Origin of the sequence: Marinobacter fonticola, from assembly GCF_008122265.1 — a bacterium.
GTDB lineage: Bacteria > Pseudomonadota > Gammaproteobacteria > Pseudomonadales > Oleiphilaceae > Marinobacter_A > Marinobacter_A fonticola.
Window position 1 is genome coordinate 1,902,344 of sequence record NZ_CP043042.1, and the last position, 22,649, is coordinate 1,924,992.

Consider the following 22,649-nt stretch of genomic DNA (forward strand, 5'->3'; position numbering starts at 1 on the left):
ATGCCGGTTTGGGCTCAAAATTTATTGATATCTATATATGGTTGGTATATACGTAGAGGGAGGTTTGGGAATACATATAGAGTTACTTATCAGACTATAGATTTAAGCTCTAGTCCAGTTAACAACTTTGATAAAGTTCGTGAATTTTTGGCTTCCGCTGCCGAGAGCGTACCATTTTATCGGGAAACCGTTGTAACTGATGCCTCGGAGTTAAGAGAATTAAAGGAACTTGAGCAGATAATAGAAAAGTTTCAGATTTTGAAGAAGGACGACCTGCGAAATTGCGCTCCGAGCATGGTTTCAGATCGTTTTAAAGGAAAGCTTATAACTGTCTCGACAAGCGGTTCTACTGGAAGTCCTCTGGAGATACGCATGGATCGAGACAGTAGGGAGATAAATTATGCATTTTTCCACAAATTTCTCGAATCTATTGGGGTTAACGAGTTTGAGCGGTCAGCTACATTTGCCGGCAGAATTTTAGTCCCTCCTCATCAACAAAGAGCTCCTTATTGGCGCGTTAACAAAGCGATGAACACGCTTTTATTGTCGTCATATCATCTGAGCAAGAAGAGTTGTTTGGACTATATTGGCGCGATAGAAGATTGGGCCCCGTTTTTTATAGACAGCTATCCTTCCGCCATATATGAATTGGCTCTTTTGCTAAAGGATGAGGGTTATAGGCCAAATCTTAAACTAAAAGCGATAGTCACGTCCTCGGAAACACTTTTCTATTACCAGAGAGAGTTAATAGAAGACGTGTTCAGCTGTCCAGTTTATGATTACTATGGCTGTGCTGAGCAAAGTGTCCTGGCCTTTCAGACGCCTCTTTCTCAGGGTGACTATATTGTGCCTAGTCAATATTGTCTGGTAGAAGTGCTTGATGAAAAGTCTTCACCTGTGGCTCCGGGAGAGTCCGGAAGGATTATTTGTACCAACATATTCAACAGTGCAACTCCAGTTATTCGGTACGAAATTGGTGATAATGCCATTGTTGGCGATTACTACCCTGGCACCCGATTCGCCAGTCGGTTGGCATCTATTGAGGGTAGAGTAGACGACGTCGTGGTCACTCCGGAAGGCCATAAGGTAGGCCGTTTAGATCCTGTATTTAAGGGGCTTGGAGGTATAAAGGAGACCCAGATAGTTCAGGTGAGTCGGAGCATGCTTACACTAAATGTTGTAACGATAGAGGGGAAACCTATTAATGAAAAGAAATTGGTGAGTATGCTTAGGGAGCGGGTAGGAACTGAAATCGAAATTGATATCAGATACATGGATAGGATACCGCGATCAAGCTCTGGTAAGTTTCGCTCAGTAATATCGAATATTTAAAAGTTTTAGTTACCGGAGCGGGTCGTCGAATGGGAAATAAACAGGGAGTTCGGGCGCTACTTTTGCTGTTGAGGTTTTTTCTTATTGACTCGAAAGTGACCGAATAAGATCAGCAAAACATCGCCATACCTTGTTCGTCTCTCCATTGATTATCGTACGTAAGATACTCATCTAATCATGGTGAACTTAACATGAGCATACTGGCCAAGTTCTGTCTCGACCAGTATGGTTCTAGAGTCAATTGTACGAGTATCAGAAGAGCTTTATCTTACGACTAGCTCTGAGGGGGCATTTGGAGCATTGGAACTTGAGAAAAGTGGGTTGGTAGAAAGCTCAAAATCATCAAGCAGAAAATCAGTAGTTACCGGATAGGGAGCGTTGGCCCAGCCCATTAAATAGCCGCGTGAAAAGCCTTTTACGCTTGAGCTTAGGCTAATCGGCTGGTTCTTAAGGTCATGAGTTTTTACGTACTCAGCGTTTCCTTCCCACTTCCTCCATACCTCCATGACCCCATCAGCGGCACCTGCTGAAGTTTCACTCACAGCATGAACTACTAGGTGCATCCATTTGCCCCTATCACCGGGAACTTCAATAAAAGGAGCGGCTCCTCTGTCTCCACCAGTGCCCTTGTAACCGCCAGGGCTTATTTTTCCATAAAAATAGGAGCTTCCTCCGCCACTGCCTCTAAATTCCATGCTTACCGTGGAGCCTTCGCCTTTGGTTGAATAGCCATCCATCCATAGTGCGAAGAGTTTTTGGTTATCGCTGGCTCCCGCAACAGTAGGGTGGGAGTAGTTGGTGGGCACACGCAGCCAGAAGCTCATCCATATTTCTGGATGAGCCTCGCCTATTTGAAATCTTTGTTCTACCCAGCTTTTTCCGACGTTATAACGGAAATTTAGTGAATGATTGCCGGTTTTTGCTTGCCAGTTACTGTCTAATGGGGCTGGTTCGTTGAGTAGTGACGTCTTGAACACCTCGGTTGTGGCGGTAACAACGGAAGTAGAGGTGGTGTTTGACCAATCGAATCCAACTGAACTTGTTGTAGACATATTTCCGGACTCAAATGAGTCGGATACTAATGATTCGCTGCTGGCTACCGTGCCAAAGGCCATGATTCCCGCTGCAGTGAAGGCAGCCACAAGTTTGTGCATGAAATCCCCCAAAATAATAAGTTTTCTCATATTAAGCGTAACGCAGAGGCGAGTTATTGTATCCAGAATATGGGTGTATTTTGGTTACCGACCGTTAATGGCTAGATGCTGATTTGTCGCTATTTTGGACATGTTTTTAAACGTTGCTGTATACTTGATGGCAGCTGTGGGCGCGCCACCTACTATCCCAATGTAGCATAATTTGGGAACGCTGCGCAGTTCTCCGATGGAGGGCTGGAGGCATCGAAACGGTCAAAATGAGGTTCGTCTAACCAATTTTTTACAGGTATGTCAGGGTCGCTTACACATTAGAGCTTCTCTCACTTCGATCGTCATATTTCACATAGTTTAATATCGCTTTTTTGAAATACGGCCCAATTCATGCATTAGCGGCAGTTCGTACATCATTAATGGGAGTTACGCTCATGGAATCAAATGTGAACAAAGCAAAAAGCAGCTCGCGAACAGTGGCCGCAGCGATCTGCCTGGTGATGGCGGTGCTAGCCGCATCGTCGACGGCCAAAGCCTACTCTATTGTTATTGAGCCGGACCATTTCCATGAGGGAGTCGATCTGTCGAATGTCTCCCCTTACGTTACTCTGCAGTATCTGGTCGGGGATTTGGGTACTGAATCAGTTAATGCCACCAAGCCTGAGTTTAACTTCGCCGCCCCTACAGGTGAATTAGTATTTGGCAACTTCGCGGCTGGCTGGATTCAGTGTGAGGGCCGCATCGAATGCATTTCCGGGTTTGGTATGACGTTTCATCAGCCCGTGGACTGGGTTTCTTTAAAGGGCATTAACGGCGTTTATGGATACACCGGTGAGGATCGGGAGTTTGGTGCGGATGCAGTTTGGTTCGCTTTCGACGCGAACGGAGATTATCTGGCTTTTGGGTCAGAAGGAGGAGGTCATGAAGACAACCGTGGTATACCGTTCGACATGAACTGGTCCATACCGGGCATGGCCTCCCTGGTTGTGGGGGGTGATACGATAAGCGCTTTTGAATTTGATGATCTGCGCTTCAAACTGAAGCTGGCAACTGTCCCTGAGCCTGGCGCCTTGGCTCTTTTAGGTATGGGCTTGGCTGGTCTGGTGGCCTTTGGGCGAGGAAAGCGGGACATGGCTCTATTTCCCGCTTAATCGTTGTGTTGTGACACGCCAGAGGCTTCAGTAATCTTCCGTTAACTTCAGCCGCCGTCAGCAGCTCCCTAATCTGATACCATTGTCCTTAGGGCAGTTGCCGGTATCCCAGCTGAGCTTCACTTTGGTCGTTAAAGCGAATGAGGGTAGCGGCGACGGCCTTCATTCCTCTACCCGGTCACGCCAAAGTGCTGCGGTTGTTATCTGAATTCAGGGTAAAGGAGGCCATTATCTTCTCCAACTTTGCTTTCAAGGAATCAGCTTGTCCATTCGCTCCAAGAAGATCAGTGGCGAGTCTTGAGCTTCATTGAGTGATACCCGGAGCGGGGGGGGGGGGGCTGATCCATAGTGGCAGCGAATTTCATTCGGTTGGTGATTGCCGTATTGTCGCCGATTCTGGGATTCTATTCAGAGTATCTCTAGTTATTTAGGGAGGGAGGTATCTAGTTAAATAGCGTAAGCAGGTGGAATCGATGTCATAAAAAAACCGTAGCTCGTTGCTGGCTTTTGGAAAGGGTTAACTTTTATAATGAAGTATAAATTTAGTATATTGAGTTCCGCTTTCGCCCCTTATCTGTGTCAGGCGTTCTCCACAATATTTTAAGTATTATCTTGTTTAGGTGACACGATTATGCCTTTTTTTTCGGTCGTTATTCCCTGCTTTAATCGCGCCGACATGGTCTGTGACGCTATCGATAGTGTTCTGCTTCAGACTATTAATGATTATGAAATAATTGTTGTTGACGATGGTTCGTCAGATAATACTATAGAAGTTCTCTCTAAGTATAAGGATTTTATAAAGTTAGAGCGTCAGCCTAACTCGGGTGTTGCAGCTGCGAGAAATAGGGGGCTTTCGGCGGCCATTGGGCGTTATGTATGCTATCTGGATAGTGATGATATATGGGCTGAAAACAAACTTGAAGTATATAAAGCAGCCATTGAAGATAATAGCGATCCGGATTTTCTATTTTCTGATTTTAGTAAGCATGATGTGTCGCTTCCAAAGCGGTATGACGTGTCAAATACGGACATGTTTTCATACATCTATAAGTTTTCACAAAAAACTTCTGGTGAGTATTATAAGCTACAGAATACAAGTCTTCTAGAATTGCTACTAAGCGGTTATCCTCTTTACCCCTCAACGTTTTCAGTAAAGCGAGAGGTTCACGATAACTTTCGCTGGGATCCGGGAATTTTAAAGTCCGAAGATTTTAACTTTGTACTGAGGGTGTCGACCAGGCATGATTTTATTTACATCGATAGAGATTTAGCGACTGTGCGGGTTCACCAATCGAATAAATCCGCTGACTTCTTGATGAAGGATCGGACGAACCATGCAAGCATGCGACTGTATCGCGATTTATATGCAAAAGGCGCCAATAAACTTCTTTGTAATTATTATATTTCACGTCGCCAGTTTCTGGACGGAAGAACGTATATCTCAAAAGGGTTGTTTCGTAAGGGTATAATATTGATTGTTAGTTCACTAGGTTACAGAGAAAATTGGAGCCGGTTGGCAGGAAAGATTTGGGGTAAAATAAATGGACGCTAAGCAGGTATCGAAAAAAGGAATTTTGGCTGTTGGAAATTTTGATTCGAATGAGGGATATGCTTGGCGTCTAATGGAGCGATTCTGGTGCGAATTATCCTTGCTTGGAGCGGACCAGGGATACCAAACCTATGTTTGTTTTCCGACAGTAACGGTTGTCCCTCAATGCCTGACTGATGCGTCCTGCCGAGTTGATAAAGTCGATTTTACGGTTTCTGGTCTAAGCGCTCTGTTTAAGCAAGTTAGATATATTATAAAAAATTCTATCCATGTTATGTATTTAACTGATCTTAAAACTTATTCGTGGCGTTATCTTCTATTTCGTCTCGCCGGCGTAAAAACAATTGTAGTGCACGATCACACGCCAGGTATGCGCAGCATTCCTAGCGGGCTTAAGGGGTTTTTGAAACGGTTTTTAAATCAAATGCCTTTTCTGTCGTGTACAGCTGCATTAGCGGTCAGCCCGTACGTCGCTGATCGCCTTGTGAGCGTCAATGGGTTGCCGAGCAGCAAAGTCTTTTGTGTTACAAATGGAATCGATATTGGTGAGGCGCTTAGCCCCGTACATAAGTCGGAAACGTCGGCGTTGGTTCGTGTAGTGACGGTTGGAAGAGTCTGTTTTTATAAAGGGATTGACTTCGCAATTGATGTTATCAATGTCCTTGTGAAGGATTATTCACTTAACAATTTCGAGTATCTCGTTATTGGCGATGGCCCCGATATTGATGACTTTAAACATAGGGTTCGGCAATTGAATCTTGGAGAGCGGGTACATTTTATTGGCAACGTTGCCAACGTACCTGAGCGCCTTCTCAGTTGTGATATCGCTTTCCACCCGTCTAGAGGGGAGGCTATGTCGCTTGCAATACTTGAATATATGCGCGCAGGGCTTGCAGTTGTCGCTTCTGATAACCCTTCCGTCAGCTCAGCGCTTGAGCATGATGAATACGCCGTCATTTACCGACAAGAAGATGTTCAAAGCGCTGCGCTTACTCTCAAGCAGCTTATTGAAGAGCCCGAAACACGCTTTAGATTAGGTGCAGGCGCCCAACGAGAGGTCGCTGAAAATTTCTCTAGTGATGTGATGTTAAGGAAGTTTAGGGACGTGATGAAGAGGTTTGTCGGCTAGCCTAATAAATATTTAGTTGTTATTAATGCTCATTTTTCCGATGCTCGTTCAAGTTAGGTTGTGGTTCTAGTCATAGAATTTTCGTCATGGGCATCCATAAAGATAGAGTCAAAAATTTGGGACTGTTGTCGAGGGAGGCCTCAGTTGTTTGGGAGGCCCACCATGAGAAGTAGAGGTGATTCGTGTCAGTTCACAAATGTTGGTCCAGGCGATGCTGAGTTGCTTTCCAGATGGCTTCAGCTGCCCTGTTAGATGGATGTTGGGATAGATTCTTATAAGCATTACGGCAATCGTTGACATTTAACGTTCATAAACAAGCGATATAGTTGTTGCTCACTTTCATATTAACGGGGTTGATATGGACACAAGCAATGCTAAGAATCGAAAGTACGTATTTCTTTATCCTGATATAGCTACACCCACAATAGCTGAAATAGAAGCGGGGAGGGCGCCTAGGGAACGCCTAACCGGTTTTTATCAACTTCTCAGGAGGGGGTGGGATGTCAACATTTCCGACAAGAGATGGCAGGGCAAGTTTGCTAGTATACGAAAAAAGCTGAAGCGTTTTGTCTTTATACCTAGCTTCGGAATGGTCAGGGACTGTCTTCCTGCGGATGTCATTGTTGTCAAAGATGACTTTAGCCTGGGGTTAACTCTACTGGCGAAGCTGCTGGGTAAAAAGATTGTCTACCTTGATTCGATGTTTAAGTTTCCTAAAAACCGGATTCGGGATTGGCTGGTCAAACTCAACTTGCTTCTTGCGAATCAAGTTATTTGTTTTTCGCAGTCTCAGGCTGATCTCTGGGCTAGCCACTACAGTATATCTAGGGCTCGTTTTCATGCCCTGTCTTATGGTATGGATTTAGATTTCTATAGCACTGGGAAGATGCGGCAGAAAGCCTCTCCGCCGCAAGTGCTATCAATTGGACGAGATGTTGGCCGGGATTTTAGTGTGCTTACCCGAGCGGTTGCGGATCTGAATGTGTCGCTTAATCTGATTACGCTTCCTTATCTACTGCCGGCGCAGTCGGATTTATCTGCCAATACGCATGTCCACGAAAGAGTGAGTTACGATACGTTGATGTCGTTGTACAGCCAGGCGTCCATTGCTGTGGTGCCGCTTAAGTCGGAGCTCTCATACCCCTCCGGCATTCGTGCCGTTATGGAAGCTGTTTTGCTTGGCGTTCCCGTTATTAGTACGTATACCCCCGTCCTTGAGGAATATTTTTCGCCTGACGAGGAAATGCTTTACATACCGCCAGGCGATGTAGACAGGATGAGGTCGGAAATCGAAAGACTCGCGAAGGACGACGCGCTGGCTGAACGGCTTTCAACAGCGGCACTTGAAAAGATTCGCTCTAGGTTTTCGGTGGATATTTACGGGGATCAACTGGAAGAGGTTCTTGAGAAATTATTCTAGTTGCCTAGTTTGACCAAGAGAGGTTTGGGTTACCTAATCTCTCGTCAGCTGACATTTTATGCGAATGCTTTATACCGAAGAGTCGACGGTTCCAGGCAACTTGGGACTGCCGCGCGCTAAAGCGTCGTTAATTCATTCATCGAAAGTGGTTTGGAGTTTTGGCGTGTCATCACTGGTTACCTTTGTTATACCGTTGCGATCGCCTCAGTCCTCGAAAAATTGGGAGGATGTCCTTGATCGGCTCGATGAAACCGCTCGGTCCATCGAAAATATGCATAGAGAATGTAGCGATGTTCGGGCGATTCTAGTTGCCACGGACGATGCTGTGTTGCGGGCGTTACCTATTTGCTTTGAGGTCGTTCGGACGGATCTACCACCGCCGTCCGTCTCGGTTTTCCATGGCGACTGTGATGAGCGTGTTCGAGTTGACGCTGTACGATGGGATAAAGGCTATAAAGTGGCACTAGGAATGATTCGTGCACGGGAAGCGGGTAGTAAATTCGTAATGTGCGTTGATGCGGATGATCTTCTCTCAAAACAAATACCCGCCCTTGTTCGACAAAATGCCAATGCGTTCGGTTGGTATATCTCCAAGGGCTGGATACTGCCTCTAAAGTCGAAGTGGGGAATTCTGCTACAGGATTTTCATAATTGGTGTGGGACTCATGCGATTGTCAGGACAGATCTGTTGCCTTTAGCTGATCATGTCGATGATATCGAACCCGAGCTGGTTAAGCGCTTATTTGGACATCATCGTGATTTAATTCCTTATCTTGAAAATAAAGAGACCCCGCTTACTCCCATTAATTTCTACGCGGCCGTTTACTGTGTTGATAACCCCGGTAGCAATTATGGAAGGGGCAGCCTAAGAGCCACCTTTTTCCAGCCTCGGAAATTATTCAGTGAGCCCCGCAGCTTTATGAAATGGCTACTAAGATTACGATACTTTGGTAGAAAAGAGCGTGCAATGTTTCTTGGTTAAATATATTCTCTGGTTTTTTAGCCGTTACTGTAACGTCAGGTACGCGATGTATCAGTGCATGACACGCTCTAATTTATTGGACATAGTATGAAAGAAAGTATACAGCCATCAGGTTTTCTAGCTCACAGTAAAAAAGTTGCTAGGTCCCTGCTGGACAATGAGCTATTCATTTTTCGTGACTATAAAAGTATCTTTGGGAAGGAAATAAATTTTCTTGCTCCGCAAACATTTAATGAAAAAATACAGATCCAGAAGCTCTACAATAAATCGCCAAAGATGTCAGCTTTGGTTGACAAATACAAAGCTAGGACGTTTATTGAACAAAAAGGTTATGGTTGCATATTAAATAAGTTGCTAGCGGTCTATCGCGATCCCGAAGAGATCGATTTCGATGAACTGCCGGAACAATTTGTTATGAAGTGTAATCATTCATGGGCAACAAATATTGTTTGTACGGATAAAAAGATGCTTGATTTTGATGAGACAAGGGCGTTGCTAAAGTCCTGGCTTGAAATAAATCATTATTATAAGCATAGAGAATGGGCCTATAAAAATATTGAGCCGAGGATAATTGTTGAAGAGTATTTGTCGGGAGAGCTCAAGGACTATAAGTTTTTCTGCTTTGGTGGTGAGCCTGCTTATATTGAAGTCGATACAGAGCGGACATCAACGCGAACGTTGGATTTCTATGATCTTGAGTGGCGCCATATACCGTGCCGGAAAGGCAACAAACCTAACGCCAGCCGTCCGGAGACCCGTCCACATAACCTTGAGGAAATGTTGGAAATAGCCAGAGAGCTATCTTCTGAGTTCAATTTCTGCCGGATTGACTTTCTTGTTAACGAGACAGGGTTCTACTTTGGCGAAGTAACGTTCTACCCTGGCGGCGGATTCTCCGGTTTTGAGCCCAATAGTTATGATCATGAGTTCGGCAGGCGGTTTGACGTCAGTGCCCTGGATATTCCATTTTCTTCCAGATGCAAAATAGGTGTTATTAAATTTCTGAGTAAGATGGGTCGGGTCTAGCTGGCGATACCTCCGAATATCGCCAGCTGAAACTGCAAGCTTCTTCAAACGGATTGGTTTTCGTTTTCAAGGCTTCCTGACATCATTGAGCCAAACGAAGCATCCATTTCCTGTAAATCATCAAAGGAACCTACGTTTTTTATTTGCCCTTTCTCTAGCAGAATAATTTCATCGGATGCGCGTATTGCCGCAGGCCGATGTGATATCAGCAGTATAATAAGATCCTGTTTGAGTGTATTCAGGGTGTTCATCAGTTTCAGTTCAGACTCAATATCCAAAGCGCTAGTAGGCTCATCCAAGACGAGTAGATCGGCTTGCTTATAAAGCGCTCGTGCTATGCCAATGCGTTGACGCTGCCCGCCACTCAAGAGCTTGCCATCCTGTCCGAGGTTGGAGTCGAGCCCTTTAGGCAGGGTTTCCACGAACTCCAATGCGTTTGCCATGCAAAGAGCTTGCTTTACCCGCTCGATATCGACCTCTTCCTCGGGCAGCCCAAAGGCCACATTTCTGGTAACGGTATCTTCCAGAATAAAAATATTTTGGGCGACATAGCCCAATTTTTTCCGGAATTTAGCTAAGTTTGATTTCTCGAGCTTGCTGTTATTGACCAGGACTTCACCGGAATCTAGGTTCAGCAAACCCAGGATAATGTCGGCTAGAGTAGACTTACCTGAGCCGGAGTGCCCCACCAGTGAATAAATTTGTCCCCGCTGGAGCTTTAGCGAAACGTCGCTTACGGCCGTGTGGTCTGCCTTGGGGTAAGTAAATTGAGCGTCTTTTAGCTCGACGGTTTCAATATCGATCGATTTGTCATATTCAGTGGCGGATGTATCTTCCTCAACCGCTTGGACCTGCTTCCTTATTATCCCGGCAACTGATCCGTGGCCACTTAGGCTTGAGATGGATTTATAAATCTGTTGCATTGTGGGCAGTAGTTTGTAACCCGCTAGAGCATAGATGCTGAGTATGGGGACAACAGAATTTATATTATCTCGTGTTATCAGGAGTGTAAGTGCCAAGACAAGGATGGCGCCAAAGGAAATGGATTCGATAATGAATTTTGGGACATCGCCAGATAACGATATGAAAGCTTGAGAGTTGAGTCCCTTGATATTTATTTTGTTAAACTCCGATGTGTACTTTGGTTCCATTGAGTCGAGTTTAACATCCTTTATCCCGATGAAGGACTCGGATAGTATTGACTGAATTTTATGACTACGCTCGTATACAATTTCCCCATGGTGTTTTAGCTTTTTCCTGAGATAGATATAGGTAGCCAGATAAGAACCGCCTATCAATAGCGCAGATATGATTGCCAAAATGGGGTCGAGTATCAGTAAGCCAACCAGTATAAGACCGGCAACGAATAGTTGACTGGTCATAAGTAGAAAAGGCTGGAATAGCATGTAGACAAAGCGTGGAATTTGTTGCGATACAATGGCAATTTTTTTGTTGTAATTCTGGGTTTTGTGGAATAGATAATCCTGATGTAAAAAATTTCGATAGACCGTCTGTTGCAGGCTGCTCCCTAGAGACACGGAAAATTTATAGGTAAACCAAATGGTCAGACCCGCAACAGTGTTCGAAATCAGGATCATGATTAGTGACCCCAATGCAGCAGCTATAATGAATTGGAGATTGGTCGAGAATCCCAGCAGCTCATAAAAGTAGGAAAGAACAGAGTTCTCATGGATGATTGCAGGATTTGATAGTATGGAAATGAACGGCCCAATACTCGCAATACCTACCACTTGAAAGAAAGCGGAAAACAGGAAAAAAAACTGTAAAGCGTAATATTTTTTTCGAGTTCTTCCGTCGAGAGTGCCGAGAATATTCTTAATAACGTTCAGGATATACATAAAGTTTTATAACTGCTCGGTTTAAATTGATTTGGCTAAAGGGGAAGTATTACAGCGCCTTTGAGTGGCTACCGTTTGGAATATGAGAGCGATGTGGGCTTCCCGTGCCTCGCACAAGAGTCGCATACAGTTCTTCGTACTTCTGAATATTTTGGGTGCTCCCAAACTCTCTCTGGAGATGCTTGACGCCAGCTTCCGCGAGGTTATGCATCGTAGCACGATTGTTGAGAAGTTTGGCGATGGCCTCTGCATAACCGGCGCTATCATGGTTGTCTACCAGCACCCCACACCGGCCTTCTCCCAGCACTTCGGGTATGCCACCGATGTTGTGGGCCACGATAGGTACCTTGATTGCGAGAGCTTCAAGCAACGTCATAGGCAAGCCTTCGTGATCGGATGGCATGACGAGCACATCGGTTGTCGTTAGCTCCTGAGCGATGTTGTTCACGAAGCCTTTGAATTCGACGGCGCCTTCAATTCTTTTAGCGGCGTAATCTTTCATAGATGAAAGTAGAGGCCCGTCACCATATATCGCGCCGTTGACGTCGAGTCCGTGCTGATTTCGGAGAAGAGCAATAGTATCGATAAACAGATCGAGGCGTTTGACGGGCACAGCTCTGCCGATAAGCGCAATTTGGTATGGAGGCTCGTGTTCCTTTACCGGTGTAATCTCGGCCTCTTCAGAAGCATACCTATTATTTAGGTCAATAAAATTGCTGATCCTGACCGTTTTGCCGGGATATCTTGCCGAGAGCGCTGATTCGAGCTGTTTAGAGACGGCGACGACGGCATTTTGCCCGTAGCGTGCGATGCTGTCGTCAAGAATCTGGGTGAGCTTTTTAAGCGGCTTTTGCCAAGACAGCGTTGTTTCTGGATTTCCATGGGCGGTGCGCAACGATCTTGGTACCCGTGCCAAGTGCTGTGCAATGGTGCCTAGAACATTTTCCTTGAACCCGTGGGTGTGAACGATGGCTGCCCCGTTCTCTCGTAAATGCGCGCGAATAGCCATGATTTGACCTAAAGGTGACAATGCCGTTTCATCGGCAATCGTAACCTCAATACCCAAGGCGCAGAGTTTGTCGTAGAGAATACCGGGGTTGAACACGACTGCGGTAGGAGCAACGTGTCCGTTCGCATATAGGCCGGAAATCAGTTGATAAACCTGAGCTTCCGCACCCGCCCATAGATCTCCCGAAATGATATGGGTGACAACGGTAGCCTTTTCCTCCCCGGCGACGCGCACTATACCGGTCTCCCCATCGTCGCCAGGAAATTGAGGACGCTACTGCCGTTGCCATCATGGAAATTGAAGCGGCGCAAACCGTAAGGCTTGGCGGGGGTCTGGTTCCAACCGCGTTCCGTTGTGCAGGCAGCGCTATAATGAGTCTTGACCAGTTCTTCACCTTTCGACGAGATGTCGCCGTTTGGATAGCAGAAGATGGATACCGGGTTAAGACCTTTGTCTTTAAGGTCGTCCTGGCAGACGACGATTTCCTGCTGAAGACGGTCGGCATCCTTTAGGCGATTCAGCCGATAGTGGTGTTGCGTATGGGCGCCGTAGGTCACCAGGCCAGAAGCTCGCATTTCGAGTAGTTCGTCGTCGTTCAATAAATGACGTTCGAGTGGCTTCTCGCCCAGTTCGGGAATTGCGCTGCGCGTGTTAGCCAAGTGCTCTTCAATCGTCTTGTCATCGAGAGATTTAAGCCGGCTTATGACCGCGTCGGCTTGCTCGTTAGTCAGCGCAGTGCCGGTTTGATACCCGCAACGGGTAATATCTTGTGCAAGCCAAGCAAGTGCCGGGTCTCGCAGCTTGTCAGCGTGATTTATCAATAGGTCGAGGATTTGCTCTGGCCAAAATTGCCACCCGGTGTTAATCCGGCGGGACACCAGGAAGATTGTTGACGGAACCTCATGCTTCTTGAGAATGGGGTAGGCGTATTGATAATTATCCTGCCAGCCATCGTCAAATGTGACGGCAACAGAGAATCTTGGGAGATTCGTCCCGCGCTCTGCGGCTTCGAGCCACTCGCCCAGGGAAATGAAGGTCGCTCCTAGGGATCTCATCAAGGTGAGATGCTGGTTCAGCGAGCTGGGCGAAATAACCATGCCGGGCTGCTCGATTTTTCTGGCTGAATGCCCCTCAGGCAGAACTCGATGGTAGGTCAAGATGAGCAAGCTCGGAGAGCGGGTCAACTTGATTCTCGCCAGCGACGTAGCAGCACAAAAAGAGTTAAAAGTCAGCTTTGCTGCCTGTCGAATTAGGTTCACGCGAAAAAATCCCCCCATAATCGCTTGGCGATACCCTAAATCGAATACGCCAGTAACCGGAACGTATTCTGCCAGTCCTGCCTTAAGCTGTCATCAGCCATACACGGCCGTGGGCGGGAAGTTAACCTTATGTCAATGTAAACGTAACTTATTATGGTAAGCTCTTAGCGCTCATTTACGCTGGCGACATGGGTCAACTACTCGCGGAAGGTAAGACGTTAACATGCTGCAGACGATATTCTGGATTTCGGCTTTCGGTGCTCTTTACAGTTATTTCCTATACCCCCTGGTGTTGATGTGTGTGCCTGCCAGGCGCACGCTCAAAACCGATAGCCCCCCGAAGCATCCTTCGGTTTCGCTTATTGTAACCGCGCACAATGAGGCCCACCGTATTCGGGAGAAAATCGAGAATACGCTGGCGATCGATTATGCCGACATCGAGCTTATCGTTGCTTCCGACTGCTCCAGCGATGCGACCGATGACATTGTTAGAGAATTCGCCGACAAAGGCATTCTGCTTTCCCGAACGGAGGAGAGGCTAGGGAAGGAAAATGCCCAAAAGCATGCGATTGCTAAGGCCAGCGGTGAAATTATCGTGTTTTCCGATGTCGCGACGCGTATTCCGCCTGATGCTATCGGCACGTTGGTCGGCTACTTCGACAACCCGAAGGTTGGCGCACTTTCCAGTGAAGACGTCTTTATCAGCCGCGATGGCGGTGTGGTCGGGGAGGGTGCCTACGTCAAATACGAAATGTGGCTACGTAAACTCGAGTCTCTCCGTGCGGGGCTGGTGGGGTTAAGCGGCTCGTTTTTCGCAGCGCGTCGAACATTGTGCCAGAAGTGGGATATTCACTCGCCAAGCGACTTCAACACGGCACTAAATTGTGCTGCTGAAGGCTATGTTGCGGTCACTGCGCCGGACGTGCAGGGGCACTACCATGACGTTGCCGACCCCTCCAAAGAGTATCAGCGTAAGTTAAGAACGGTTATCCGTGGTTTGACAGCGCTGGCGCGCCATCCGCAAGCCTTGAATCCGTTTAGCCATGGGCTGTTCGCTTTTCAGGTTTTCAGTCATAAGGTGATGCGGTGGTTGGTGCCTTGGTTTTTGATTGTTTTGTTTGTTAGCAGCTGGATATTGGTGCCGCGAGGCGGTATCTACGGCCTGGCTTTGTTAGCACAGCTCGTTTTCTATGGCGTGGTTATCGCGGCGCATCTTTCCCCCGCGGTGAGGGCAAAAAGTTTCGCCAAGATTCCTTATTTTTTCGTGCAGGTTAACTACGCGATCGCCCATGCGACCCTGCAATTTCTCTCAGGCCGGCGAATGACGGTCTGGTCGCCGTCTCAACGTTAGGAACCGTTTAACCGTGGGAATACAGATGTTAAGGCCCGTGGGTAGCCGTGTTCCGAGCCCAGAGACCACGGAGACGTCAGTAGACGGTTTCCCCTGGAGTAGCCATTACCACACGGAAATATTGAACAGCGGGACCGCCGCACTGTCTTTGGCGATTGAGCTTTCAATCGCTGCCAGGGAGGCAGCGGATACCCCCGAGGTTATCTTGCCCGCTTATGGCTGTCCTGACCTGGTCGCGGCTGTGGTATTTCAGGGCGCAACCCCCGTTTTGGTGGACCTGGACGGGGAGCAACCGAACCTGTCCCTCTCCGCGATAGTAAGGGCTATGTCGTCAAAGACGGTTGCGATAGTGGCTGTCGATTTTCTCGGGCTTGCCGAAAATCTAGCTGGCATCAAAACACTGATTGCGGAAACGGATATACGGATTATCGAGGACTCCGCGCAGGGATTCCCGCCGGCATCGTCGGGCTCCGGCATAGCGGATTACGTTGTTCTCAGCTTCGGTAGGGGCAAGCCCATCAATCTCATGGGTGGGGGTGCGCTGCTGATACGTCATGACCATCGTGATGACGCGGCTCCAATTTTAAACCGGCTCCCACAGGAGTCGGTGTCATTGGATTCAAAATGGCGATTACGCCGTTTTTTATTCAATACACTCTTGTCGAGGCCATTCTATGGTCTGCTCCTCCGGTTTCCGTTTCTCGGACTTGGTAAAACAGAATACGCCCCCTTGGGAACCATTTGCCGGGTAAACCTACCAACTCAAATGCTTGAGGCGGGCATCCGCTATCATCGGCAACGCCAATACCTCGAAGACTATCTGTCAAAGGCGCTAACCACACTGGAAACTCGTGGTTGGTCAGGTCCTCGACCACTAGCACTGAATTCAGAGGGTGCCGGCCCGACCAATAAAGTTTTGCCGCGGCTTCTTCGGTTTCCTTTATTAGCACCTTCCGTTGAACTTCGGGACCAGGCGGTCTCCGAATTAAACGCGGCTGGAATCGGCGCCAATACGTTTTACGGGCGTCCTTTGCCGGCCATTTCCGGATTAGAGCGTGTTTTAAGCAGCTCAGTACAAGATTTTCCCTGCGCCAGTGACTTTTCGAGGCGCCTGATTACACTACCTCTCCACGAGGATGTCACATCAGCGGATATCGACCGTATGGCTGACGTCTTGGAGCAGTTGACTTCTAGAACCTCTTAATCAGAGGTTCCCTAAATAAATCTACGATGGCGGAGTTGTTGGACATGGCAGTAAAGCAGGGCAAGCGAAATGTCGACGCGGTTTATCCTGTCATCTTCATCGTCGCCTTTCTTCTATTCAGTTGGTCAACCCTCGAAGGTCTTGCCGCCCGCTGGGTCAAGTGGGACGAAACCTTTTCCCATGGTTTTCTTCTTTTAGCCATAAGTGCTGTTTTATCCGTCAAAACCTGGTGGCGCCTCCATCCCAAAGTCGGTTTCTACTGGGTCTGGTTGCTGCCTTTCATCGCTGCCCTGTTATTACATTTGTCTGGCAGCATTCTTAGGATCGAGACGTTCCAGCAACTGGCCTTTGTTCCCGTGTTGCTTGGGGGCCTGGCTCTCATGTGGGGGTGGCGCCAGATAATACCGTTTATCGTTCCCGTCGGGCTCTTGGTCTTTGCACTTCCGTTCTGGGAGTACCTCGAGTGGCCCCTGCAGGTCGTAACGGTCAACGTAAATGAGCTGATGTTGTCGCCGTTGAATATTGAATTTATTGTCGAGGGGGTTTTTGTTTATTTTCCCGGTGTTGGGGCGTTTGAGATTGCAAACGGATGCTCCGGGCTACGCTATTTATTGGTCGGATTGACCTTATGCGTCCTGTACGGCGAGCTGAATTTAAACGCTTGGAAATCTCGCTTCCTGTTAATTGCTGCAGGTGTGGCTTTGGCTCTGGCAGCAAACTGGATTCGTGTATTCGTCATCCTCCACCAAGGCTACGAGACGAATATGACGTCGTCCTTGGTGGAAGACCATGACATGTTTGGTTGGTGGGTCTTCGCAGCAACGCTTATTCCCGTGTTTCTGTTTGCTCGCTATCTGGAGAAAAAGGAAGCTGGGGCGCCCCAAGGTGGAGTAGGCGATACGCAACGTCCCAGTCAAGTACAGGGCCGCCCGCTGTTCGGTGTTTTATCGACGATCGTGCCCATGCTCCTCATTGGCGGCTTTACCTGGTACAGCATGGCGCAGTTCCAGTCGCCGGCTCAATCTGCGGCCGCTTACCAAGAATTTACTGCAGTCGACGAAGCTCATTGGCTACCGGTTTTTCAGAAGCAGTTAGCGGGGTGGCAACCTCATGTTCAGCGGCCTGATCGAAGTCTGGAACGAACCTATGTTGAACGCGGCTCCATAAGCAGCGCCGGCGCGCGCAAGCAGCTCTTCGTTGGGCTCTACTCTTATGATTTTCAACGGCCGGGACGCGAGGTTGTGCAGTACTACAACCGTCTCTTCTCCAACGAGAAACTGATGCCTGAAAGTACGTTCAAGGTAGATGCTGGAAACGGTGTGGAGATGGGCGGGCTTTCTCTACGTTATCGCCAGTCGGAACAACGTATCCATATTGCCTACGGCTACTATGTCGAAGGCCAATGGAAGAGCACCGAACTGCAAGCAAAACTCGCTCAGTTACCCGGGATTTTCAATGCAAGGTCCGATGCCTCACTTTTGGTGTTGGGCATTGTTTGCCAATCCTGTGATCCAAAGCAGGCTCTATCGTCTCTGGCCGGTTCGATTAGCGGGGAGGTCGAACCCTATCTCGACAGCCTCTATAGATAGGGTTCGCTTAATCAATGTCGAACGCCGTTACTCAACTGTCTTTGAAACGGTGTCCGACGGCGGGCTTGTTAGCCCCTGAGTGTCTACGACCTGAATCGTAAAATACCAGGTACCTGTGCTTAAATTGTCGAAGGAATGAGACGTGGCGTCCCCGGGGACCGTCACGGATAGATTCAGTTCTTCAGGTACCAGTCCGTAGTCGATCTCGTAATGATCAATCTCGCTCAGGGAGAGTGAGCTGCCATCTTGACGTGTGAGCGGTGCACTCCAACTGAGTCTGGCATCGCCTGATATATCTATCTCCTTTTCGGGAGAGTCAGGCGCTGACCCAGCAGCCAAATCCAGGGACCAAGGATTGAGTCCGCTTTGATAGGCTTCAAGGCTGGTGACACCGCTACTGTTGAGGATGCTGCTCGCATCGCTCGACAACGGGTTCAGCCCGAAACGCAATTCCCACGTATCGGGGATGCCGTCGTTGTCGGTGTCCTGGAAGCCGCTGGAGTAGGGGTCCGGGGACTCGAAGACGGCCGTTGCCGGAAGCGTTTGACCGCTGTTTAGATGGGTGACGGTGAGTTCTGCGGTCGCGCCACCCCCTCGCTCGTAGTATTCCATTACGACAGGAACCGTTTGGCCCGCCGCCAGGGTTGATGTATGGCTAAAGGTCATGGCGCCATGATCACGCCAATCATTGACCACTAATTGTCCATCGACGTACAGGCGTACGCCATCGTCCGTACGTGCCGTGAACTGATATTGCTCCGAGCCGCTGCTATGAGGTGCCGTAAACTGGCCACTCCAGCGGACGCTGAAGTTATCTGCTGGCACCCCCGGGGCGGGGGTCGTATCTCCGGACCAGTGGAAATTGACTGTGCCATCGTGTCGTGCAGTCACGAACTGATTAAAATTGCGCCCGGTGTAGTACTGGCCGACCAAACCGTTCACGGCGGCCGGTTCCGCGGTCTCCGCAGGAACATCGTCCGCGTCGTCGACATCGGTATCCGCCCTGTATTCCTCAAGGTTTGTATACCCGTCGCCATCCATATCCAGCGAAGCGTCGTTAGGATCTCTCGGATCCAGGCCATAAGCGTATTCATACCCATCGGGTATGCCATCGTTGTCGGTGTCCGCTTGGATGGGAGACGTTCCAACCAGGAATTCATCCGCTGCGGGAAGCAAATCCCCATCATAGTCTGACAATGCATCGCTGGGGTCGTCGGGATTAAGCCCGTATACGACTTCCCAGTTGTCGTAGAGCCCATCTCCATCCTCGTCCCGCGGAGGGAATGAAGGGTCTAAAGGGAGCCCCTGGTCCCCATCTACGTAGCCAACACGGTAGCCGAGGGAGTACGCCTCTTGGGTGTTCATGTCTTCCGATAGTCTTGGTTGAGCCCAGGTTGCAATGTAGTCACTGGTGATGACTTGACGGGCAATGCCTGGACCTTGCCAAGCGACACTGAAATGATCGCCGCCGACGCTTTCCTTAAACCGGATCTCGAAGTAGTAGCGTTGTCCGGCCTCCAGGGTTTGGATCGGAGAAGACTGGGAGCTGTACTTGCTGTAATCCTCACGGTTAGTCCAGCCGGTGACCGACGCGATCATCTCCGCGCCGTCTGGGGATGGCGAGTTACTGACGAACAACTGGGTTTCGTCGTCACCGCTGACGAAGAATTGGTATTCGCCGCTTGACGGGGGAATAATGTAGCCGCGAATAAGTGCGCCGTAGTTTTCCCCACGATTCTCGATGACTTGAAGAGAGGTGATTTCTACCACCTCATCGGGATCGTCAGGGTAGCTCTCAAGAGTAGTAAGGCTGCTTACTTTGTTACCGTTTACGTTATTGAAGTAGCGTACTTGCACTTTGCCGGGCTCGCTACGTTCTGGCAGTGCGGCGGTCGGGGGAAGTGTACCAATGTCCTTGTATTCCCAGGTTTGACAACCATTTATGAGAATGATCGCACTACCTAGCCCCAACGCTCTTCCAATAGACATAGGGTCACCTTAACGGTTGGTAGATGGTCCTTCCTCTTTATTATTGTAGCGATACGGGGATGTTGCGAACTGAGGCTTGGAACGTTTCGATATTTTTAAACTAGTGTTATAGCTGTTAGTTATTTATCGGCCAGCTAACTGAACAACTTGTCATAAAATAACTACATGCTTTAAGAATAGACAATTTATTATTGCGTTTTGACTCGGACTAAAGCGAGCTACGGGCCGTCCTTAACGTCAAGGGTTGGTGTCTCGGTCAGCCCGAGAACAGCCTCAATGTAAAAAGGATACGTATTGGAGTGTGTAAATGTGGGAGGATTATATGTTGGCTTTCTAGAGCTTTCTAGAGCTTTCTAGTCTCGTAGCAGGCCATGAGGAAATATTTATATTTCATGATTAATGCTTAATAATTAATACTTCTTTTTTACGATAGTAATACGACTAAATCTAACATGAGAACTCATTTTCTCGAATTTAATGCCGCTATTTATTACTTTATCAAGCGCTGCTGTTTGGCCCATTTTTCCGATTCGAAATCGAAGAGGTGATCTATATAGGCTCGGGCCTGAGAGGTGCTCCATACGCCTCGGTATACTTGGGGCCAGTGTTCTATTTCATTGTAATGCAGTAACTTCGTAATATTGACGGGGACTTGTCTGTACTTTAATGCTGCCAGGGCGGCCATTCGGTGCTGGCCATGCATGATGCAAAAACGATACTCCCCGGTTCGCTCAATCGCTATCGCAGTGATATCTTCCTTGCTGATGGTACGATCATATCCTTTTTCTTTGATCGCTCGATTTACTTTCAAAAGCCGTTCAAATTCGAGTTGGCCTTTTTCGGGCGTAACGGGGCCATGCAGACCGTAGCCTGCTGAGAAGGGCAGCTCTGGATGGTTGGCTGTGGCATTTTCGTACGCGATGGTCCGTTCCATCAATATTTGTCGATGCTCGGGGGTGGCGTCCATCCAGGGCGAGTGGATGGTAATCGCTGAAACTGCCCTCAGTCCATCTGGCGCATGGTTAAACCCAGGATAGACACCGCGGCCATTCTCGGGGGTCCAGGCCTGGTAGTAACGTTCTAGAAACGAGCCTAAGTATGAAGGTGTTTGTGGATGGTTATTAATTTCTTCTAGGGCTGTCACAAATGGATGGAATCTATCTTCAGAAAAAGAGAACCCGGTCGGGGTAACGCATTTTTCCAGTGGGCAATTATAGGCTACCGAGAGTCCGATGTTTTTGGCGTAAATAGCTTCGTCCAGTGTTTCGTAAACCGGAGGAAGAACACCCTTTTTATTTTCTTTGCTTTCAATTTCCAAGCCCACTATAGAAAATGTTGACTTGAGCGATTTTTTAAATAGCGATCTAAGCGGTATGCCCTTCATGAGACCGGATTTGTTCCTTTATCAGGTAGCTGAGAAGAAGTGGATAGGTGGTGTAATAAAGTTGTAATATTAGCAGTCATTAATACCTGTTTACAATATTCAGCAAACTCTTGGGCGTATAATCGAATGCCGGGCTAAAGATCATTTTAGATCTCTTGAGTTACGGCTGGGAATATGCTTGTAGATTTAGTGGTGTGTTATTTTTCGTAATAGAGAATTTTAAAATTGAACCAGGAGTTAGCAGCGATGAGGTGCGAGCAGAAGGGAAACTTATTAAAATAAGAGATGTTTGGAATTTTTACTTAAGTATTTCCGTTAAATTGACCTGGCAAGGAGTTTGAGGTGCAGCGTGTTTTAACCTTTGTGGTGCCATTAAGGTCGCCGGCGGCTTCAAGAAACTGGGAGCGAGTTCTTGAGAGGCTCGCTGAGACAGTTCGATCAATTCAATCCGCCTGCGATAAGACCCCCGGTCTTGGCGCCGTTTTAGTCGCTAACGACGATGCCCAGCTTCCAGAGTTGCCAGGTTGCTTCGAGGTTGTTCGTGTCGATCTCCCTCCGCCGGAGGTATCTGTATTTAAGGGCGAAGGCTCAGATGAGGCAAGGCGGAACGCAGTTTGGTGGGATAAGGGTTTCAAGGTTGCCACGGGCATGAGGCACGCCCACTTGGCGGGCTCTCGATTCGTAATGAGCGTGGATGCCGATGATTTTATCTCCCAGAACATCGGTGAACTTCCTGCTCGAGAGCCTGAGTCCGATGGCTGGCTTGTCAATGAAGGGTGGCTTTTACCGGCCGGCGCAAGGTGGGGTATCGCTCTTGATGACTTCCACAATTGGTGTGGGACCTATGCCATTGTGCGAACCGATCTGCTGCCGCTTGAGGCGCCGGTGGAAACACTTGCCCCTGAGATTATAAAGCGTCTATTTGGGCACCACCGGGAGCTTGTTCCTGATCTAGCATCGAAGGGTAAAGTACTCAAGCCGGCCGGGTACCTGGCTGCGGTGTACACTGTTGCTCACTCGGAGAGTAATTTCGGCAGGGGCTCGCTTTTAAGCAGTGTGCTCTCTCCAAGCAAGTTTTTTGCTAACCCTCGGAAATATGTCAAGAGATTGCTGAGATTGAGATATTTTGCGCGCCGTGACCGCGCGGAGTTTTCCGTGCTTTGACGGCAGAAATGCAGCAGGAGCAAAAATCAAACTCGACCTTCTGAAACCTAACCCTGGAGCCAGTTAAAGCTAATCCGGTGTTGATTAAGGTCTGGCTGAAGGGGCGG

Annotated in this window: 17 protein-coding genes; 11 read left to right on the forward strand and 6 right to left on the reverse strand. The window is 48.2% G+C overall.

Going from position 1 to position 22,649, the window contains the following annotated elements; translation table 11 throughout:
• The first annotated feature begins 147 nt into the window (after nt 1-147).
• Complete coding sequence (locus tag FXO11_RS08490) at nt 148-1,332, forward strand: phenylacetate--CoA ligase family protein (protein ID WP_148862576.1); 1,185 nt, start codon at nt 148-150, stop codon at nt 1,330-1,332.
• A gap of 263 nt (nt 1,333-1,595) precedes the next feature.
• Here the strand turns inward: FXO11_RS08490 and FXO11_RS08495 are convergent, their stop codons facing one another.
• Nucleotides 1,596-2,486 (reverse strand): hypothetical protein, encoded by an 891-nt coding sequence (locus tag FXO11_RS08495; protein WP_148862577.1) that lies wholly within the window; start codon nt 2,484-2,486, stop codon nt 1,596-1,598.
• Nucleotides 2,487-2,911: 425 nt separating this feature from the next.
• On the opposite strand from FXO11_RS08495, the gene FXO11_RS08500 reads away from it, so the two are divergent.
• The 6 genes from FXO11_RS08500 to FXO11_RS08525 all read left to right on the forward strand — a co-directional run bounded on the left by FXO11_RS08500 (nt 2,912) and on the right by FXO11_RS08525 (nt 9,734).
• On the forward strand, nt 2,912-3,628 hold the full coding sequence (locus FXO11_RS08500; protein WP_168203142.1) for a PEP-CTERM sorting domain-containing protein: 717 nt from the start codon (nt 2,912-2,914) through the stop codon (nt 3,626-3,628).
• A 631-nt stretch (nt 3,629-4,259) separates the two neighbouring features.
• The gene (locus FXO11_RS08505; protein ID WP_148862579.1) at nt 4,260-5,180 is read left to right on the forward strand and encodes a glycosyltransferase family 2 protein; all 921 of its coding nucleotides are present in this window, start codon (nt 4,260-4,262) and stop codon (nt 5,178-5,180) included.
• The gene (locus FXO11_RS08510; RefSeq protein ID WP_148862580.1) at nt 5,170-6,306 is read left to right on the forward strand and encodes a glycosyltransferase family 4 protein; all 1,137 of its coding nucleotides are present in this window, start codon (nt 5,170-5,172) and stop codon (nt 6,304-6,306) included. Before FXO11_RS08505 ends, FXO11_RS08510 begins: the two co-directional genes overlap by 11 nt.
• A gap of 358 nt (nt 6,307-6,664) precedes the next feature.
• On the forward strand, nt 6,665-7,726 hold the full coding sequence (locus tag FXO11_RS08515) for a glycosyltransferase family 4 protein (protein ID WP_148862581.1): 1,062 nt from the start codon (nt 6,665-6,667) through the stop codon (nt 7,724-7,726).
• Nucleotides 7,727-7,790: 64 nt separating this feature from the next.
• Nucleotides 7,791-8,708, forward strand: a complete 918-nt coding sequence (locus tag FXO11_RS08520; protein ID WP_148862582.1) for a hypothetical protein — start codon at nt 7,791-7,793, stop codon at nt 8,706-8,708.
• Between the two features lie 87 nt (nt 8,709-8,795).
• On the forward strand, nt 8,796-9,734 hold the full coding sequence (locus tag FXO11_RS08525) for an ATP-grasp fold amidoligase family protein (protein WP_148862583.1): 939 nt from the start codon (nt 8,796-8,798) through the stop codon (nt 9,732-9,734).
• Nucleotides 9,735-9,778: 44 nt separating this feature from the next.
• Here FXO11_RS08525 and FXO11_RS08530 read toward each other — a convergent pair whose 3' ends face one another.
• The 3 genes from FXO11_RS08530 to FXO11_RS08540 are packed head-to-tail and all read right to left on the reverse strand — an operon-like array spanning nt 9,779 to nt 13,879.
• Nucleotides 9,779-11,593 carry an ABC transporter ATP-binding protein gene (locus tag FXO11_RS08530; protein WP_148862584.1) on the reverse strand — a complete coding sequence of 605 codons (1,815 nt, stop codon included), beginning with the start codon at nt 11,591-11,593 and terminating at the stop codon, nt 9,779-9,781.
• Between the two features lie 49 nt (nt 11,594-11,642).
• Complete coding sequence (locus tag FXO11_RS08535) at nt 11,643-12,836, reverse strand: glycosyltransferase family 4 protein (RefSeq protein WP_148862585.1); 1,194 nt, start codon at nt 12,834-12,836, stop codon at nt 11,643-11,645.
• Entirely contained in the window at nt 12,836-13,879 is a 1,044-nt protein-coding gene (locus FXO11_RS08540) for a polysaccharide deacetylase family protein (protein WP_227546083.1), read from the reverse strand. Before FXO11_RS08540 ends, FXO11_RS08535 begins: the two co-directional genes overlap by 1 nt.
• Nucleotides 13,880-14,084: 205 nt before the next feature.
• Here FXO11_RS08540 and FXO11_RS08545 point away from each other — a divergent pair, with 205 nt between their 5' ends.
• From FXO11_RS08545 to xrt, 3 genes are all read left to right on the forward strand, one after another.
• Nucleotides 14,085-15,212 (forward strand): glycosyltransferase family 2 protein, encoded by a 1,128-nt coding sequence (locus FXO11_RS08545; RefSeq protein WP_148862586.1) that lies wholly within the window; start codon nt 14,085-14,087, stop codon nt 15,210-15,212.
• A 121-nt stretch (nt 15,213-15,333) separates the two neighbouring features.
• Nucleotides 15,334-16,416 (forward strand): DegT/DnrJ/EryC1/StrS family aminotransferase, encoded by a 1,083-nt coding sequence (locus FXO11_RS08550; RefSeq protein ID WP_168203143.1) that lies wholly within the window; start codon nt 15,334-15,336, stop codon nt 16,414-16,416.
• 44 nt (nt 16,417-16,460) lie between these two features.
• Nucleotides 16,461-18,005: an exosortase gene (xrt, locus tag FXO11_RS08555; protein WP_168203144.1), complete on the forward strand. Its 1,545-nt coding sequence runs from the start codon at nt 16,461-16,463 to the stop codon at nt 18,003-18,005.
• Nucleotides 18,006-18,032: 27 nt separating this feature from the next.
• Here xrt and FXO11_RS08560 read toward each other — a convergent pair whose 3' ends face one another.
• Together FXO11_RS08560 and FXO11_RS08565 are read right to left on the reverse strand one after the other, a co-directional pair.
• Nucleotides 18,033-19,994: a PA14 domain-containing protein gene (locus FXO11_RS08560; RefSeq protein WP_148862589.1), complete on the reverse strand. Its 1,962-nt coding sequence runs from the start codon at nt 19,992-19,994 to the stop codon at nt 18,033-18,035.
• Nucleotides 19,995-20,484: 490 nt separating this feature from the next.
• The gene (locus tag FXO11_RS08565) at nt 20,485-21,378 is read right to left on the reverse strand and encodes a ParB N-terminal domain-containing protein (RefSeq protein WP_148862590.1); all 894 of its coding nucleotides are present in this window, start codon (nt 21,376-21,378) and stop codon (nt 20,485-20,487) included.
• 342 nt (nt 21,379-21,720) lie between these two features.
• Here FXO11_RS08565 and FXO11_RS08570 point away from each other — a divergent pair, with 342 nt between their 5' ends.
• Nucleotides 21,721-22,542, forward strand: a complete 822-nt coding sequence (locus FXO11_RS08570; protein WP_148862591.1) for a hypothetical protein — start codon at nt 21,721-21,723, stop codon at nt 22,540-22,542.
• Nucleotides 22,543-22,649 lie beyond the last annotated feature (107 nt).

What these genes read in the sequence shown, in the direction of transcription:
- FXO11_RS08500 (WP_168203142.1), top strand. Translation starts at nt 2,912, where the DNA reads ATGGAATCAAATGTGAACAAAGCAAAAAGCAGCTCGCGAACAGTGGCC.
- FXO11_RS08530 (WP_148862584.1), bottom strand. Translation starts at nt 11,593, where the DNA reads ATGTATATCCTGAACGTTATTAAGAATATTCTCGGCACTCTCGACGGA.
- FXO11_RS08505 (WP_148862579.1), top strand. Translation starts at nt 4,260, where the DNA reads ATGCCTTTTTTTTCGGTCGTTATTCCCTGCTTTAATCGCGCCGACATG.
- FXO11_RS08495 (WP_148862577.1), bottom strand. Translation starts at nt 2,486, where the DNA reads ATGCACAAACTTGTGGCTGCCTTCACTGCAGCGGGAATCATGGCCTTT.
- FXO11_RS08515 (WP_148862581.1), top strand. Translation starts at nt 6,665, where the DNA reads ATGGACACAAGCAATGCTAAGAATCGAAAGTACGTATTTCTTTATCCT.
- FXO11_RS08510 (WP_148862580.1), top strand. Translation starts at nt 5,170, where the DNA reads ATGGACGCTAAGCAGGTATCGAAAAAAGGAATTTTGGCTGTTGGAAAT.
- FXO11_RS08540 (WP_227546083.1), bottom strand. Translation starts at nt 13,879, where the DNA reads ATGGGGGGATTTTTTCGCGTGAACCTAATTCGACAGGCAGCAAAGCTG.
- xrt (WP_168203144.1), top strand. Translation starts at nt 16,461, where the DNA reads ATGGCAGTAAAGCAGGGCAAGCGAAATGTCGACGCGGTTTATCCTGTC.
- FXO11_RS08560 (WP_148862589.1), bottom strand. Translation starts at nt 19,994, where the DNA reads ATGTCTATTGGAAGAGCGTTGGGGCTAGGTAGTGCGATCATTCTCATA.
- FXO11_RS08520 (WP_148862582.1), top strand. Translation starts at nt 7,791, where the DNA reads ATGCTTTATACCGAAGAGTCGACGGTTCCAGGCAACTTGGGACTGCCG.
- FXO11_RS08565 (WP_148862590.1), bottom strand. Translation starts at nt 21,378, where the DNA reads ATGAAGGGCATACCGCTTAGATCGCTATTTAAAAAATCGCTCAAGTCA.
- FXO11_RS08545 (WP_148862586.1), top strand. Translation starts at nt 14,085, where the DNA reads ATGCTGCAGACGATATTCTGGATTTCGGCTTTCGGTGCTCTTTACAGT.
- FXO11_RS08525 (WP_148862583.1), top strand. Translation starts at nt 8,796, where the DNA reads ATGAAAGAAAGTATACAGCCATCAGGTTTTCTAGCTCACAGTAAAAAA.